Here is a 15,791-nt window from a genome sequence, read left to right on the forward strand (position 1 = left end):
GCCCTCCTTACGGTTCGACAGACCGGAAACGCCTTCGGCATTGTAGCGATGAACCCAGTCCCGCAGCGTCTGCCGATCCATCCCGCAGGTCTCTGCCGCAACCGCTCGCGGCACGCCCTCCAGCACCAGTGCCAGGGCCAGCATGCGGCGCGCCGCCGAGGCGTCACGGCTTCCCGCCGCCAGGCGTCGCAACTCCGACGCCGTATGGTCCTTCCGGTCTACCGACACCGCCATGATCCGCCCCTTCCGCCCTCAGGCGCAGCGAATCACACATCGACAGCGCACCAACATCACCATCGAGTCAGCCATTCAGGGCGCTGGTATCATGCGGGATGATGCGGATCGGCAGGTCGAGGTCCGCGACCACGCGCTTCACCACCTGCAATTGCTGCCAGTCCTTCTCCCCGAACACCGCGACATCCGCACCGGTCTGGCTGAACAGCTTGGTGCAGACGGTGGCGACGCCGCGGAAATGGCCGGGGCGGGCGGTGCCCTCGAAGCCCTGGGCGGGGCCGGTCACCTCGATCGTGGTGGCGGCGCCGGGGGGATACATGGTGGCGACATCGGGCATCCAGACGAGGTCGGTGCCGAGGCTTTCCAGCTTGCGGAGGTCGCCATCCTCGTCGCGGGGATAGCGGGCGAGGTCCTCGGTGGGGAGGAACTGCAGCGGGTTGACGAAGATGGAGACGACCACCGCCTCCGCATGGCGCCGCGCCTCCGTCACCAGCGCCAGGTGACCCTCATGCAGCGCGCCCATGGTGGGGACGAGGGCGAGGCGCTGGCCGGCCATGCGGCAGGCGGCGGTGGCGGCGCGCAGCGCCGCAAAGTCGCGGATGACCCGCATGGTGGTGGCTTCTCCCGGGCTTGTTGGGCGGGAGAGTGGGGAGGGTGGGCAGGGCGCGGCAAGGGTGCGGGGCGCGGATCACCCATTCCGCCCGGGCATCCGGTGCCGGAAGGCGAGCGCCTCCGCCACATGCGCCCGGGCCGTGCGCGCCAGGCCGGCGAGGTCCGCGATGGTGCGCGCCACGCGCAGCGCGCGGACGGTGCCGCGGGTGGAGAGGCGAAGCCGCGTGCTGGCGGTTTCCAGCAGCGCCAGGGCTTCCGGATCGGCCGTGGATTGCAGCGCGTCCCACTCGGTCTCCGCATTGCAGCGGGCGCCGCCGCGGCTGCGCTGGCGGTCGCGGGCCGCGGCGACGCGGGCGGCGACGATGTCGGATGTCTCGCCGATGGGCGCGCGGGCGAGTTCGGCGGGGGGCAGGGGCTGGATCTCAATCGTCAAATCCATGCGGTCCAGCAGCGGCCCCGACAGGCGCATCTGGTAGTCCTGCCCGCAGCCCGGCGCCTTGGCGCATTCCCGCGCGGGATCGCCGAGATGGCCGCAGCGGCAGGGGTTCATCGCCGCGATGCATTGGAAGCGCGCGGGGTAGGTGACATGGGCGTTGGCGCGGCTGATCGTCGTGCGGCCGGTCTCCATGGGCTGGCGCAGCGCCTCCAGCGCCGGCCTCGGGAATTCGGGCCATTCATCGAGGAACAGCACGCCGAGATGCGCCAGGCTGATCTCCCCCGGCCGCGCGCGATGCCCACCGCCCACGAGGGCGGCGACGGAGGCGCTGTGATGCGGTTCCCGGAAGGGCGGGCGGCGCAGCAGCAACCCGTCCTCCAGCATCCCCGCGACGGAATGGACCAGGGAGACGTCGAGCGCCTCCGCCGGCGTGAGGTCTGGCAGCAGGCCGGGCAGGCGCGCGGCGAGCATGGATTTCCCGGCGCCGGGCGGGCCGACCATCAACAGATTGTGGCCGCCGGCGGCCGCGATCTCCAGCGCGCGCTTGGCGCTTTCCTGGCCGCGCACCTGGCTGAGGCAGGCGGTGTGGTGGACGCGGTCATCGAGCCGGGGCGGGGAGGGGGCGGAGAGGGTCTGCGTGCCCCTGAAATGGTTGATGAGCGCGGGCAGGTCGGGCGGCGCCAGCACCTGGATGCGCCCGGCCCAGGCGGCTTCCGGCCCCTGGCGTTCGGGGCAGACCAGGCCGAGTTCCCGCGCGCTGGCCGCCATCGCCGCGGGCAGCACGCCGGCCACGGGGGCCAGCGTGCCATCCAGCGCCAATTCGCCGAGCGCCGCGAAATCGGCGAGTTCGTCGCGTGGCAGGATCTCCATGGCCGCCAGCACGCCGAGCGCGATGGGCAGGTCGAAATGGCTGCCCTCCTTCGCCAGATCGGCGGGCGCCATGTTCACCAGCACGCGCTTCGGCGGCAGGGACAGGCCGATGGCGGTCAGCGCGGCGCGGACCCGTTCGCGCGATTCGCCCACGGCCTTGTCGGGCAGGCCGACGACGAGGAAGGCGGGCAGGCCCGGCGCGATCTGGACCTGGACCTCGACAGGCAGGGCTTCGACGCCGCTGAAGGCGAAGGTCTGGATCCGGGCGATGGTGCTCATTCGCCCCAGGGTTGATTAATTCCGCGCCGGGATCAACCATTCCATCCGCTGATGAAACGGACAAGCAGCGTGCCCAGCAGGTCCACGTTGTAGCCGCCCTCCTGGACGATCGCGCTCGGCAGGCCGGCCTTCGCGATCATGGCACCGGCGCGGGCGAAGCCGTCCTCCGTCACGCTCAGGGCGTTCAGCGGTTCATGCTCGCTGGCGTCGAAGCCGAGCGAGACGACCAGCGCCTCCGCCCCGAATTGCCGGATGGCGGCCAGGCCGTGCTCGATGGCGGGAAGCCAGGCGGCGTCGCCGGAACCGATCGCGAGTGGCAGGTTGAGGTTGCAGCCGAGGCCCGCGCCGCCGCCCCGCTCGCCCTGGTAGCCGACATACCAGGGGTAATAGCCCGTGGGGTCGCCATGGACGGAGACGGTGAGCACATCCGGCCTCTCCCAGAAGATGCCCTGAGTGCCGTTGCCGTGGTGGCTGTCGATGTCGAGCACGGCGACGCGGTCGGCGCCGGCGCGACGCAGCGCCTCCACCGCGATGGCGGCGTTGTTGAGGTAGCAATGCCCGCCGGCGCGCGCAGCGTAGGTGTGGTGGCCGGGCGGGCGGCAGAGGGCATAGGCGCTGCGGCCGGCGGCGGCTTCCTCCGCCGCCGCCAGCGCGCAGGCGGCGGCGCCGAGGCTTGCTGCCCAGGTGCCGGGGCCGATCGGGCAGGCGGTGTCGGCGGTGTACCAGCCGATGCGGCCGATCAGGCCGGAGGGGCAGGGCGCGCCCTGGGCCAGCATCTCCGGGCTGGGATGGACATTCGCCACGATCTCCGGCCCCGCGCCCGGCAGCGCGGCCCATTCGGCCGGCGCGTCGCGCAGGAAGTCGAGGAAGGGCGCGGGGTGCACGGCCTCCAGCGCCGCCCGCGATGCGTCGGTCGGCGTGGCGGGCGGCAGGCCGAGGCGATGGAGGCCTTCGAGGAGCGAGGCTGCGCGGGCCGGAACCTCGAAATTCGGGCGCACCTGGCCGCGCATCAGGAAGAAGCGCGGGCTGTGCAATTCCTGGGCAGGATGGGCGAAGGTTTTCATGGGGCTGACGGTAAGTGGCGTTTCGTGGCCTTGTCCATGCGAGGCCGGGCGGCGTAGCGTTCGCCGGTAGGGTTGGGAGACTTCATCAAATGAGCATTTCGCGCCGCGGCCTCATCGCCGCTTCCGCTGCCGCTGCGGGCATGGGTCCGACGCTCATGCGGGTGGAGGATGCGCTGGCCCAGGGCATCGCGCCCCGCCGTGGCGGCACGCTGACCACCATCCTGCAGCCGGAACCGCCGGTGCTGCAGATCGGCGTGAACAACCAGGGGCCGACGCTGATCGCGGCGGGGAAGATCTTCCAGGGGCTGGTGAAGTTCAGCCCGACGCTGGAGCCGCTGCCGGAACTGGCGGAATCCTGGACCATCAGCCCGGACGCGCTGACCTACACCTTCAAGCTGCGCAACAACGTCAAGTTCCATGACGGCACGCCGATGACGGCGGATGACGTCATCTTCTCCATCATGAAGTTCCACATGGAAGTGGCGCCCCGCGCGCGCGCCATCTTCCAGCGCATCGACAAGGCGGAAGCGCCGGACGCGCATACGGTGGTGCTGACGCTGAAGGCGCCCTTCGAGCCCTTCCTGCTGATGTTCGACGTGACGGCCTGCGCCATCGTGCCGAAGCATCTGTTCGACGGGCAGGATTACCGCACGGCGCCCGCCGTGCAGCGCCCGATCGGCACGGGGCCCTTCCGCTTCGCCGAATGGCAGCGCGGCAATTTCATCCGGCTGGAGCGTTTCGCCGACTACTGGAAGCCGGGGCAGCCCTACCTCGACGCCATCATCTATCGCATCGTACCGGACAGCCAGAGCCGCCGCCTGGCGCTGGAGACGGGCCAGGTGCTGATGACGGCGGCGGGCGATATCGAGCCCTTCGACACCCCCGCGCTGCGCGCGCGGCCGAACCTGGAGGTGCTGACGACGGGGTGGGAATACTTCTCTCCCTTGAGCTGGATCGAGACCAACCATCGCGTCGCGCCGCTCGGCGATGTGCGCGTCCGCCAGGCGATCAGCCGCGCCATCGACCGCAACTTCATCGCCCAGCGGCTGTGGTTCAACATCGGCAAGCCGGCGACGAATCCCGTGGCCAGCACGACGAAGTTCCACGACCCCAGCGCCCGCATCGCGGGCTTCGATCCCCGCGCGGCAATGCAGCTGCTGGATGCGGCCGGGCTGCGGCCGAACGCCCAGGGCGTGCGCGCCACCATCAAGCACCTGGTCCTGCCCTATGGCGAGGTCTGGACGCGGCTCGCGGAATATCTCCGCCAGTCGCTCCGCCAGGTCGGCATCCAGCTGGAGCTGGAAAGCACCGATGCCGGCAGTTGGGCGCGGCGGATCGGGGCGTGGGAATACGAGACCTCGATCAACTTCGTCTACCAGTTCGGCGACCCGACGCTGGGGGTGGAGCGGACCTACGTCTCCTCCAACATCCAGCGCGTCACCTTCACCAACACCGGCGGCTATTCCAACCCGCGGGTGGACCAGCTGTTCGCCGCCGCACGCGATGGCCAGACGGCGGAGCAGCGCCGCGCGGCCTTCAGCGAGGTGCAGAAGATCCTGGTCGAGGAAGTGCCGCAGATCTGGCTGATGGAAATGGCCTTCCCCACCATCCATGACAAGCGCGTGCAGAATGCCGTGCGCCTCGGCACCGGCGTGCATGCGAGCTATGACGACGTGTTCCTGACCTCGTAAGAGGGATGGACCCGTCGAAGCTGCCGGGGTTTCTCGCGAAACGGCTGGTGAAGGCGGCGATCGTCGTATTGGCGATCGTCGTCTGCAATTTCTTCCTGATCCATGCGGCGCCGGGCGACCCGGCTTCCGTCATCGCCGGCCAGTCCGGCGCGGCGGATGAACGCTTCCTGCAGCAGCTGCGGACCCAGTTCGGGCTGGACCAGCCGCTTTATGTCCAGCTCTGGATCTATGTGAAGGGCGTGCTGACGCTCGACCTTGGATTCAGCCACCGCCAGCAGATGCCAGTGGCGACGCTGATCCTGGACCGGCTGCCGGCGACGCTGCTGCTGACGGGGGCTGCCTTCGCCTTCGCCATCACGCTGGGCATCACGCTCGGCACGCTGGCGGCGCAGCGCGTGGGGTCCTGGGCGGACAGCGTCATCACCGTGCTGGCGCTGACCTTCTACGCCACGCCGCTGTTCTGGGTCGGCCTCATGCTGGTGCTGTTCTTCAGCGTCTGGCTGGAATGGCTGCCGAGCTTCGGGATGATGAGCGTGGGGGCCAACCTGACCGGCATCGCCGCGGTGCTTGATGTGGCGAAGCATTTGCTGCTGCCGGCGCTGACGCTCGGCCTGTTCTACATGGCGGTCTATGCGCGGCTGACGCGCGCCACGATGCTGGAAGTGGCGGACCAGGATTTCGTGAAGACGGCGCGGGCCAAGGGCGTGCCGGAGGGGCAGGTGGTGCGGCGGCATGTGCTGCGGAACGCGCTGCTGCCCGTCATCACCTTCGCGGGAATCCAGGCGGGGCAGTTGGTCGGCGGATCGATCCTGGTGGAGACGGTCTTCGCCTGGCCGGGCATCGGGCGTTTGGCGTTCGAGGCGCTGCTGGCCCGCGACTATCCCGTGCTGATGGGCGTCTTCTTCGCGACCTCCGTCATGGTCGTGCTGTTCAACCTGCTGACGGACCTCCTCTACGCCGTGGTCGATCCCCGCGTGGAGGTCGCATGATGGCCTTCTTCAGGAGCTTCGCGCGCAACAAGGGCGCGGTGGTCGGGCTGGTGGTGCTGGCGCTGGTCTTCGCCATGGCCGGGCTCGCGGATGTGATCTTCCCCGGCACGCCCTGGGACATGGTCGCCGCGCCCTTCATGCCGCCGGGCGAGATGGACATGTGGCTGGGCTCCGACAGCCTCGGCCGGGACGTGGCGGCGGGCATCGCGCATGGGTCGCGCATCTCGCTGCTGGTGGGCGCGGTCAGCACGGTGGTGGCGCTGGCGCTGGGGGTTTCGCTGGGGGCCGTCGCGGGCTACCTCGGCGGCTTCGTCGATGACCTCGTGATGCGCTTCACGGAGTTCTTCCAGACCATCCCGAGCTTCGTGCTGGCGATCCTGCTGGTCGCGATCTTCACACCGACGATTTCGTCGGTGGTCTTCGCCATCGCGGTGGTGTCCTGGCCGCCGGTCGCGCGCGTCGTCCGCGCGGAATTCCTGTCGCTGCGCTCCCGCGAATTCGTGCAGGCGGCGGAGGTGCTGGGGAAATCGCGGCTGTCGATCGTGGTCGGTGACATCCTGCCCAATGCGCTGTCGCCGATCATCGTGCTGTCGTCGCTGATGGTGGCGAATGCGATCCTGCTGGAAAGCGCGCTGTCCTTCCTGGGCCTGGGCGATCCGAACCTGATGACCTGGGGCTTTCTCATCGGCTCCGGGCGCAGCGTCATCCGCCTTGCCTGGTGGATGAGCGTCTTCCCCGGCATCGCGATCTTCCTGACCGTGCTGGCGCTGAACCTGGTGGGGGAGGGGCTGTCGGACGCGCTGAACCCGCGCCTGGCGGGGCGCCGGACATGAGCCTGCTGCGCGTCGAGGGCCTGACCGTCGCGCTGCCGCCGGGCGGCGACCGTCCCCATGCGGTGGAACAGATCGACCTGACGGTGGATCGGGGTGAGATCGTCTGCGTCGTGGGCGAATCCGGATCGGGCAAGTCCATCACCGCCAATGCCGTGATGGGGCTGCTGCCGAAGACGCTGCCGCGGAAGGCGGGGCGCATCTGGCTGGGCGATACGGAGCTGACGGCGCAATCGCCGGAGCAGCTGCGCGCGCTGCGCGGCAGCCGCATGGCGATGATCTTCCAGGAACCGATGACGGCGCTGAACCCGCTCATGCGCGTCGGCGACCAGATCGCGGAAGCCCTTGCCGTGCATGGGGAGAAGCGGCGGGCGCGGGACCGCGTGCCGGAATTACTGGCGGCGGTGAACCTGCCGGACCCGGCCGCGCTGGCGAAGGCGCATCCCTTCCGCCTCTCGGGCGGGCAGCGGCAGCGCGTGATGATCGCCATGGCGCTGGCGCTGGAACCCGCGCTGCTGATCGCGGATGAACCGACCACGGCGCTCGACGTCACGACCCAGATGCAGATCCTGCGCCTGGTGCGGGAGATCCAGTCGCGCAAGGGCATGGGGGTGATGTTCATCACGCATGATTTTGGCGTGGTGGCGGAAATCGCGGATCGCGTCGCCGTGATGCAGCGCGGCCGCATCGTCGAACAGGGTCCTGCCAGCGCGGTGCTGAACAACCCGCGGCACGACTACACCCGCGCGCTGATCGCCGCCGTGCCGCATGGCGCACCCGCGCATACCCGCGCGCCCGTCACGACGGAAACCGTGCTGGAAGCGAAGGGCCTGGCGAAGACCTACAGCCGGGGCGGCTGGTTCGGGGCGCGGGCCGTGGTGAAGGCCGTCCATGATGCGGATTTCACGCTTCGACGAGGCGAGACGCTGGGCCTGGTCGGTGAATCCGGGTCCGGCAAATCGACCCTCGCCCGCTGCGTGGTGGATCTGGTGCGGCCGGAGGCCGGGCACATGCTGTTCCATGGCCAGGATCTGCGGCCCCTGTCGCGTGCCGACCGAAAGCCTTTCCGCAAGCGCATCCAGATGGTCTTCCAGGACCCCTATGCCTCGCTGAACCCGCGCCGGCGCGTGGGGGATATCATCGCCGAAGGCCCCATCACCCATGGGGAGCCGCGCGCCCAGGCGCTGGACCGGGCGCGGGATCTGCTGCGGCTGGTGAAGCTGGATCCCGGCGCCATGGATCGCTTCCCGCATGAATTCTCCGGCGGCCAGCGGCAGCGCATCGGCATCGCCCGCGCGCTCGCGATGGAGCCGGAACTGCTGATCGCGGATGAACCCGTCTCGGCGCTCGATGTCTCGGTCCAGGCGCAGGTGCTGGCGCTGCTGGCGGAGATCCGCGCGCGGCTCGGCCTGACCATGCTGTTCATCACGCATGACCTGCGCGTCGCCGCCCAGGTCTGCGATCGCATCGCCGTCATGCAGCGCGGTGCCATTGTCGAGATCGGGCCGACGGCGGAGGTCTTCGGCAATCCGCAGCACAGCTATACGCGCGCGCTGCTGGACAGCATCCCCGGACGGGGGTGGACTCCGCCCGTTTTCTGACAGGACTTTCCATGACCGAACCCGCTCTCGACCCCGGTGCCCGCCGGGCCATCCTGGAGGCCTGCGACAGCTTGCGGGCGGAGGCGGAGCAGGTGCTGATGCGCCTGGTGCGCTGCCCCTCTACGCTGGGCAACGAACATTCGGCGCTGTCGGAGATGGGGCGGCAATATGAGGCGCTGGGCCTGAAGCCCTTCGCGGTGCCGACGGATGTCGCGGCGCTGGAAGGCCATCCCGGCTTCTCGCCGCCGCTGATCCCCTATGCCGGGCGCGACAACATCGTGGCCGTGCATCGCCCCCGCCAGGCCACGGGCCGCAGCCTGGTGCTGCAGGGCCATGTGGATGTGGTGCCGGAAGGGGCGGAGGATGAATGGACCACGCCGCCCTATGAGCCCGTGATCCGCGGCGGGCGCATGTATGGCCGCGGCGCGGGGGACATGAAGGCCGGCATCGTCAGCTACCTCACGGCCTTCCGCGCCATGAAACTCGCGGGGCTGCAACCCGCCGCCGAGGTGCAGATGCAGTCGGTGATCGAGGAGGAATGCACCGGCAATGGCGCCCTGGCCTGCATGGTCGCGATGCCCAAGGCCGATGCCGTCATCATCCCCGAACCCGGGCCGGGTCTGCCCGCCCTCTATTCGGCGGAGGTCGGCGTGGTCTGGGCCTGGGTCACCGTCACGGGTCGCCCGGCGCATGTGCGCGACAAGCAGGCAGGGGTTAACGCGGTCGAGGCCGCGATGGCCGTGTGGCGCCGCTTCGAGGAATACGAGCGGGAGATGAATGACGGGTCCCGCATCCATCCGAGCTTCCGCGGCGTGAACCATCCCGTGAACGTCAACCTCGGCACTTTCGAGGGCGGCGAATGGAATTCCTCCGTGCCCACGCGCGCGAAGCTCGGCCTGCGGGTCGGCGTGATGATGGGCAACACGGCCGCCAAGGTCCGCGCCGACATCGAGCGCATCGTGGATCAGGCGCGCGGCGATGGCGCGATGAAGGGCGCCAAGGTGAAGCTGGAATTCCAGGGCTTCATGGCGGATCCCTGCGTCTTCGACATGCAGGCGCCGATCGTTCGCATGGCTGCAACAAGTTACGCCGATCTGACGGGGCATGAGCTTCGGCACTACCCCGCCACGGGCCTCACGGATGGACGATTCTTCCAGCTCTACCAGGGCACGCCGGTTGCCTGCTTCGGGCCGGATGCGCAGGACATCCACGGGATCGACGAAAGCGTCGGCATGGACAGCATGCACGACATCACGCGGACCATCGCGGTGACGATGGCGGGCTGGTGCGGAGTGGAGAAGCTGTGAGCAATTTTCGTCCGTCCGGAGCGCGGCTCTGGGACAGCCTCATGGAGTTTTCCCGAATTGGCGGCACGGCCAAGGGGGGCTGCAACCGGCAGACGCTGACGGACCTCGATGCCGAAGGCCGCGCGCTGTTGCAGCGCCAGGCGGAAGCGGCCGGCGCCACGCTGACCGTCGATCGCGTCGGCAACATGGTGCTGACGCGCCCCGGGCGTGATCCTGCCCGCAAGCCGGTCGCCATCGGCAGCCACCTCGATACCCAGCCGACGGGCGGCAAGTTCGATGGCGTGCTCGGTGTCCTCGCGGGTCTCGAAGTGCTGCGCGCGCTGCAGGAGGCGGGGATCGAGACCGAGGCCCCCATCACCCTGGTGAACTGGACCAATGAGGAAGGCGCCCGCTTCTCCCCCCCCATGATGGGCAGCGGCGCCGCCATGGGCATCTTCACCGAGGCCGAGGTGCTGGCGAAGCAGGACAGCACCGGCGCGGTCTTCGGTGCGGAACTCGCCCGCATCGGCTGGGCCGGGGCCGCCGATCCGGCGGCGTTGCAGGACCTCGGCGCCTATTTCGAACTGCATATCGAACAGGGGCCGGTGCTGGAGAGGCTCGGCCTCGACCTCGGCATCGTCACTCACGCCCTGGCGCAGCACTGGTTCGAGGTGACGGTGACGGGCGAGGAAGCCCATGGCGGCAGCGCCATGACGGGGCGGCGCGACGCCATGATGGCCGCGGCCGAGATGATGGTGGCGATCGAGCGCCTGGCCCTGGCCTGCGGCGCCCGCGCCACGGTGGGCCGCGTCACGGTCCATCCGGACAGCCGCAACGTCGTCCCCGGCCGGGTCTGGTTCAGCCTGGACACCCGCCACGACCACGAGGACGATCTGGCGAAACTCGCCGACGGGTTGCGGGCGGAGGCCGCCGCCATCGGCGCGCGGCGCCCCGGCATCGCGATCGAGGTCGCGGATTTCTGGATCTCGCCAGCCACGCCCTTCGATGCCGGGCTGGTGGGCAGGTTGCGCGACGCCGCGGTTTCCCGGGGGATTCCGCACCAGGAGATGCCGACCGCCATCGGGCACGATGCAGTGTATTGCGCGCGTCGCGTGCCGAGTGTGATGATCTTCGTGCCCTGCCACGGCGGCGTCAGCCACAACGAGGCGGAGAGCATCACCCCAGAATGGGCCGAAGCCGGGCTGCTTGTCCTCGCCGATGCGGTGCTCGCCACCGCCGGTGTCGCGAAGGAGTAGGGGCGTGACGCGCATCGCCATCGGGGGCTTTCTGCACGAAAGCCATTCCTTCGCCCCCGTGCCGACCACCTGGGCGGATTTCCTCTCCCCCGGTGGATGGCCCGCGGTGCAGCGGTCGGCCACGCTGCTCGACACGTTGCGACCCTCCGCCGTGCCAGCCGCCGGTGCCATCAAGGCGGCGGAAGCCGCTGGCGTGACGCTTGCGCCGCTCTCCTGGGGTTTTGCCAATCCCGCAGGCCCCGTCACGGCGGAGGCCTTCGAACGCCTGGCCGCGCTGATCTTCCACGACCTCCAGGCGGCGCTGGATGAAGGCCCGCTGGATGGCCTCTACCTCGACCTCCATGGCGCCATGGTGGCGGAGCATTTCCCGGATGCGGAGGGCGAGTTGCTGCGGCGCGCGCGGGCGATCCTCGGCCCCGATGTGCCCATCACCGCCAGCCTCGACCCCCACTGCAACCTGACGGCGGCGATGGTGCAGCACGCGGATGCGCTGGCGCCCTTCCGCACCTATCCGCATGTGGACATGAAGGAAGCGGGGGCGCGGGCGATGGCGCTGCTGCTGGAGCGCATCAAGCTGGGGCGGCCCTTCGCCAAGGCGTTTCGGCAGCTGGACTACCTGATCCCGATCACCGGGCAATGCACGCTGGTGCCGCCGATGGCGGATGCCATGGCCGCACGCGCGGCGCTGGCGTCCCGCATGGGCGTCGCGGAACTCGGCCTCTGCTTCGGCTTCCCTTATGCGGATTTCCCGGATTGCGGCGTCGGCATCGCGGCCTATGCGGTGGACCAGGCGCGCGCCGATGCGGCGGCGGACGGGCTGCTGGCCGACCTCAAGGCGCGGGAGGCTGCCTTCGTGCCGGACATCCACACCGCCAAGGACGGCGTGGCGAAGGCGATCAAGCTGGCGGACAAGGCCCGCAAGCCCATCGTGCTGGCCGATACCCAGGACAATCCCGGCGGCGGCGGCCATGGCGACACCACCGGCCTGCTGGCCGAGCTGATCGCCCAGCGCGCCGAAGGCGCCGTGCTGGCGCTGATCAATGACGCGGAGAGTGCCCGCGCCTGCCATGCGGCCGGGGAGGGGGCGCTGGTGCCCCTCAGCCTCGGCGGCAAGTCGGATGGCGCGCCGCTGGCGGTGCAGGCGCGGGTGCTGCGGCTGACCGATGGCGGCTTCATGTGCACGGGGCCGATGGCGGGCGGCAACTGGGCGGATCTCGGCCCCACCGCGCTCATCAGCCCCGCGCCGGGCGTTCGCGTGATCGTGACCAGCCGGAAGATGCAGGCCTATGACCAGGCGCTGTTCCGGCATGTGGGGATCGAGCCTTCGGCGCAGCGCATCCTCGCGCTCAAATCCTCCGTGCATTTCCGCGCGGATTTCCAGCCGATTGCGGAAGCCGTGCTGGTGGTGGCGGCCCCCGGCCCGGTGGTGGCGGACCCCGCCACGCTGCCCTTCACGAAGCTCAGGCCGGGGCTGAGGCTGCGCCCCGGGGACAACCGACGGACCGCATGATCGCTTCCCCTCCTGGTGTCGCCGCTTCTACACCCCCAACTGCGCGCGTGATCCCGATCAACCTTCGCAGCCCGCAAAGGACCCCGCCCGTGTTCCGCCCCGCCCGCCCGGTCATCCCCCAAGGCGCCGCCCCTGGCACGACGACGCTCCGCATCGAGCGCATCGTCCAACTGCCCGCGGGCTTCGCCGACCTGGCCGCGGATGCCCATGGCAGCGGGGAACGGATGCTGGAGGTGCTGCGGGAGGATTGGGAGGCCGGGACCATCCGCTTCGATGGCTGGGGGGAGGCGCTGTTCGCGGCGCTGGGGCCGAATGGCCTGGTCGGCATCGGCGGGCTGACGCGCGACCCCTTCGCGGGGGATGACGTGGTCGGCCGCGTGCGGCGCTTCTACATCCGGCGCTCCGCCCGCCGCGCCGGCGCCGGCCGCGCGCTGCTGGCTGCCATCGTCGCGGAGGCATCGGCCTCCGGCTATCCGCGCCTGCGCGTGCGCGCCCCGGCCTCCGCCTTCGCCTTCTACGAAGCCTGCGGCTTCCTCCGCGCGGTGCGGGAGAAGGGGGCGACGCACATCATGCCCCTCACGGCCTGACCGGCCGCGCCTCGGTCAGAAACCCCGGTCAGGCACCCCTGGCCGCGAGGAAGGCGTTGACATCCGCGGCGCTCGGGATGGGGGCGACGGCGCCGTAGCCGGTGGTGGACAGCGCCGCGGCCGCATTGGCGTAGCGCGCGGCCTGCCAGACATCGTCGCCCGCCACGGCGCGGGCCAGGAAGGCGCCGGCGAAGGTGTCCCCCGCGCCGGTTGCATCCACCGTGTCCACCGCGAAGCCCCCAACCGTCGCGCGGGCTTCGCGCGTCGCGACCATCACGCCATCCGGCCCCAGCTTCAGCAGCACCAGCGGGCAGAGCGCCAGGTAGAAATCGGCGATGGCTTCCGGCTCCTGCAACCCGGACAGCAGCCGCGCATCGTCCAGGCTGGGGAAGCAGATATCCGCCAGGCCCACCGCGGTATGGATGCAGGCGGAAGCGCGCCGCAGCGGCCAGAGGCGCTGGCGCAGATTGGTGTCGAAGCTGACCGTCACGCCCGCGCTGCGCGCGACCTCGATCGCGCGGAAGGCGGCATCGCAGGCGCTGTCGGAAATGCCGAGGCTGATGCCCGAGAGGTGCAGGACCCGCGCGCGGCGAATGGCCTCATCCGGCACATCGGCGGGCTTCATGCGGCTGGCGGCGCTGCCCTTGCGGTAGAAGGTGAAGTGGTGACCTGAATCGTCATGGGTGACGAAATAGACGGCGGTCGGCGCATCGGGGTCCATCCGCACGCAACTGGCATCCACCCCCTCCATCGCCCACAGCGCGCGGAAGCTGTCGCCGGCCGCATCCTCGCCAAGGTGGGTGAGCATGCCGACATCGGCCCCGCTGCGCGCGGCGGCCACGGCGGCGTTGGAGATGTCGCCGCCATGGCCCTCCAGATAGAGGCGCCGGCCATCGGGCCCCGGGGGAAGCTGGTTGAACTCCAGCATGGGTTCACCCAGGCACAGGATGTCCGGCATGGCGGCTTCGTCCCCCGATCAGGCCTTACGCTACACTGTCTGCTTGGGCGACTTCGCCCGCGGGATCAAGCGGGTGTGACCGCATTCAGGCCTGCATGAGGCCGAGCACGTCGCGCGCCGCGGCTTCGATGCCCGCGCGGTCGCCGCGGGCGAGCAGCCCTTCATCCACCAGGCGCCCCCCGATGCCGACAAAGGCGGCGCCGGCGGCCAGGTAGTCCGGCGCGTTGCGCGAATCGACGCCGCCGGTCGGGCAGAAGACCGTGTCCGGGAAGACGGCGCGCAGCGCCTTCACATGGGCGGGGCCGCCGGCGGAACTGGCGGGGAAGATCTTCACCACATCGGCGCCGCCGGCGATGGCCGCGCGCACCTCGGTCGGCGTCATCGCGCCGAGCATGGCGATCGCGCCCGCGCCATGCGCGGCTTGCGCCACGACAGGATCGACCCAGGGGCAGACGAGGAAGCGCGCCCCGGCCGCCAGGCAGGCTTCCGCCGCCGCGCGGTCCGGCACCGTGCCGGCACCCACCAGCAGCGCGGGATCGCTGGCGAGGTCGCGGATCAGCGCCGGCGCATCCGGCACCGTCATCGTGATCTCGAACACCGTCAGCCCCGAAGCGCGCAGCCATTCGACCGCGCGGGCGGCAAGGGCGGCACTGCTGGTGCGCACCACGGGGATGACTCGGGCCTGGCGGAGGCGGGGGATCAGGGATTGGCTCATGGGGCGATCCTGCGCGATTCGAGGGCTTCCGTCATCCGGGCGTGCCGTGCCTCCGCCGCCGGTGGCGCCAGCAGCGCGACCGCGACGCAGATTGCGTCGCCGAACGCGAATTGTACCAGCCGGGAGGTCAGCGGCGCCCGCAGCGCCGTCCGCTCCTCCACCACGCAAGACACCAGGTGGGTGGCAGCGGCCGCGAGGGGGGAGGCCGGGCGCGTCAGGGCGATGACGGTGGCGCCGGCCGCCGCTGCCTCTCGCGCGGCCTGCACCACCGCGCGCGACCGGCCGGTGAGGGAGAGGCAGAGCACAACGGATTCGCCATCCAGCGTCGCGGCGGCCAGGGCCTGGGCGTCCGGATCATGCCGCGCGACCACGCCGCGGCAGGTCGCCATCAGGCGGTGGGCGAGGTCCATGGCCAGGCCGGCGGCGGCGCCGAGGCCCCAGACCTCCACCCGCCCGGCCCGGACCAAGGCGATGGCCGCGCGTTCCACCGCCGCGCCGTCCAGCTGCCGCCGTGCCGCCGTGAGGGAAGCGATGGCGCTGTCGAATACCGCGCCGGTTGCCTCCGCGATGGGCATGCCGGCTTCGATGACCCGCGGCGGGCGGGGCGGCGCCGTGCCTTCCGCCACCGCATCGGCGCGGTTCAGCGCCAGCCGCAGATCGGCGAAACCCTCGTACCCCAGGCTGCGGCAGAATCGGACGACGGTGGGTTCGGAGACGCCGGCAGCCCGCGCCAGGCTGGCGACGGTGGCCGCCATGGTGCCGGCCGGGTCGGCCGCGACCAGCTCCGCCACCTTGCGCTCGGCCGGGCTCAGCCGGTCGAGCACCTGGGCAATGCGATCCCGCACCCGTCACCCCCCCAACCATCGCGGCGTC

At 70.6% G+C, this 15,791-nt stretch carries 15 protein-coding genes; 8 read left to right on the forward strand and 7 right to left on the reverse strand.

What is annotated here, in order from left to right:
- The 4 genes from BM041_RS12365 to BM041_RS12380 form a co-directional block, all read right to left on the reverse strand.
- A partial coding sequence (locus BM041_RS12365) for a helix-turn-helix domain-containing protein (RefSeq protein ID WP_245762059.1) occupies positions 1-234 on the reverse strand: 234 nt, incomplete at its 3' end.
- A gap of 67 nt (positions 235-301) precedes the next feature.
- Positions 302-844 carry a 4-phosphopantoate--beta-alanine ligase gene (locus BM041_RS12370; protein ID WP_092959893.1) on the reverse strand — a complete coding sequence of 181 codons (543 nt, stop codon included), beginning with the start codon at positions 842-844 and terminating at the stop codon, positions 302-304.
- Between the two features lie 78 nt (positions 845-922).
- Positions 923-2,431 carry a YifB family Mg chelatase-like AAA ATPase gene (locus BM041_RS12375; protein WP_092959895.1) on the reverse strand — a complete coding sequence of 503 codons (1,509 nt, stop codon included), beginning with the start codon at positions 2,429-2,431 and terminating at the stop codon, positions 923-925.
- Positions 2,432-2,463: 32 nt separating this feature from the next.
- Positions 2,464-3,495 (reverse strand): histone deacetylase family protein, encoded by a 1,032-nt coding sequence (locus BM041_RS12380; RefSeq protein ID WP_092959897.1) that lies wholly within the window; start codon positions 3,493-3,495, stop codon positions 2,464-2,466.
- Positions 3,496-3,635: 140 nt separating this feature from the next.
- On the opposite strand from BM041_RS12380, the gene BM041_RS12385 reads away from it, so the two are divergent.
- The 8 genes from BM041_RS12385 to BM041_RS12420 all read left to right on the forward strand — a co-directional run bounded on the left by BM041_RS12385 (position 3,636) and on the right by BM041_RS12420 (position 13,245).
- Positions 3,636-5,186, forward strand: a complete 1,551-nt coding sequence (locus BM041_RS12385) for an ABC transporter substrate-binding protein (protein WP_245762060.1) — start codon at positions 3,636-3,638, stop codon at positions 5,184-5,186.
- A 5-nt stretch (positions 5,187-5,191) separates the two neighbouring features.
- Positions 5,192-6,175, forward strand: coding sequence for an ABC transporter permease (locus BM041_RS12390; protein ID WP_175533894.1), 984 nt, complete (start codon positions 5,192-5,194; stop codon positions 6,173-6,175).
- Positions 6,172-7,008, forward strand: coding sequence for an ABC transporter permease (locus BM041_RS12395; protein WP_092959899.1), 837 nt, complete (start codon positions 6,172-6,174; stop codon positions 7,006-7,008). The genes BM041_RS12390 and BM041_RS12395 overlap by 4 nt, the downstream gene beginning before the upstream one ends.
- Positions 7,005-8,606, forward strand: coding sequence for an ABC transporter ATP-binding protein (locus BM041_RS12400; protein WP_092959901.1), 1,602 nt, complete (start codon positions 7,005-7,007; stop codon positions 8,604-8,606). Before BM041_RS12395 ends, BM041_RS12400 begins: the two co-directional genes overlap by 4 nt.
- 11 nt (positions 8,607-8,617) lie before the next feature.
- Complete coding sequence (locus BM041_RS12405) at positions 8,618-9,913, forward strand: ArgE/DapE family deacylase (protein ID WP_092959903.1); 1,296 nt, start codon at positions 8,618-8,620, stop codon at positions 9,911-9,913.
- Positions 9,910-11,148: a Zn-dependent hydrolase gene (locus BM041_RS12410; protein ID WP_217648706.1), complete on the forward strand. Its 1,239-nt coding sequence runs from the start codon at positions 9,910-9,912 to the stop codon at positions 11,146-11,148. Before BM041_RS12405 ends, BM041_RS12410 begins: the two co-directional genes overlap by 4 nt.
- A gap of 4 nt (positions 11,149-11,152) precedes the next feature.
- A complete protein-coding gene (locus BM041_RS12415) occupies positions 11,153-12,658 on the forward strand; it encodes a M81 family metallopeptidase (protein WP_092959907.1) in 1,506 nt (501 codons plus the stop codon).
- Between the two features lie 89 nt (positions 12,659-12,747).
- Positions 12,748-13,245 (forward strand): GNAT family N-acetyltransferase, encoded by a 498-nt coding sequence (locus tag BM041_RS12420; RefSeq protein WP_175533896.1) that lies wholly within the window; start codon positions 12,748-12,750, stop codon positions 13,243-13,245.
- Between the two features lie 28 nt (positions 13,246-13,273).
- On the opposite strand, the gene BM041_RS12425 is transcribed toward BM041_RS12420, so the two are convergent.
- From BM041_RS12425 to BM041_RS12435, 3 genes are all read right to left on the reverse strand, one after another.
- A complete protein-coding gene (locus tag BM041_RS12425) occupies positions 13,274-14,203 on the reverse strand; it encodes a sugar kinase (RefSeq protein WP_092959911.1) in 930 nt (309 codons plus the stop codon).
- Between the two features lie 85 nt (positions 14,204-14,288).
- Positions 14,289-14,918: a bifunctional 4-hydroxy-2-oxoglutarate aldolase/2-dehydro-3-deoxy-phosphogluconate aldolase gene (locus BM041_RS12430; RefSeq protein WP_092959913.1), complete on the reverse strand. Its 630-nt coding sequence runs from the start codon at positions 14,916-14,918 to the stop codon at positions 14,289-14,291.
- A complete protein-coding gene (locus BM041_RS12435; protein ID WP_092959915.1) occupies positions 14,915-15,763 on the reverse strand; it encodes a MurR/RpiR family transcriptional regulator in 849 nt (282 codons plus the stop codon). Before BM041_RS12435 ends, BM041_RS12430 begins: the two co-directional genes overlap by 4 nt.
- Positions 15,764-15,791: the final 28 nt, after the last annotated feature.

Source organism: Falsiroseomonas stagni DSM 19981, from assembly GCF_900114315.1.
GTDB classification, from domain to species: domain Bacteria; phylum Pseudomonadota; class Alphaproteobacteria; order Acetobacterales; family Acetobacteraceae; genus Falsiroseomonas; species Falsiroseomonas stagni.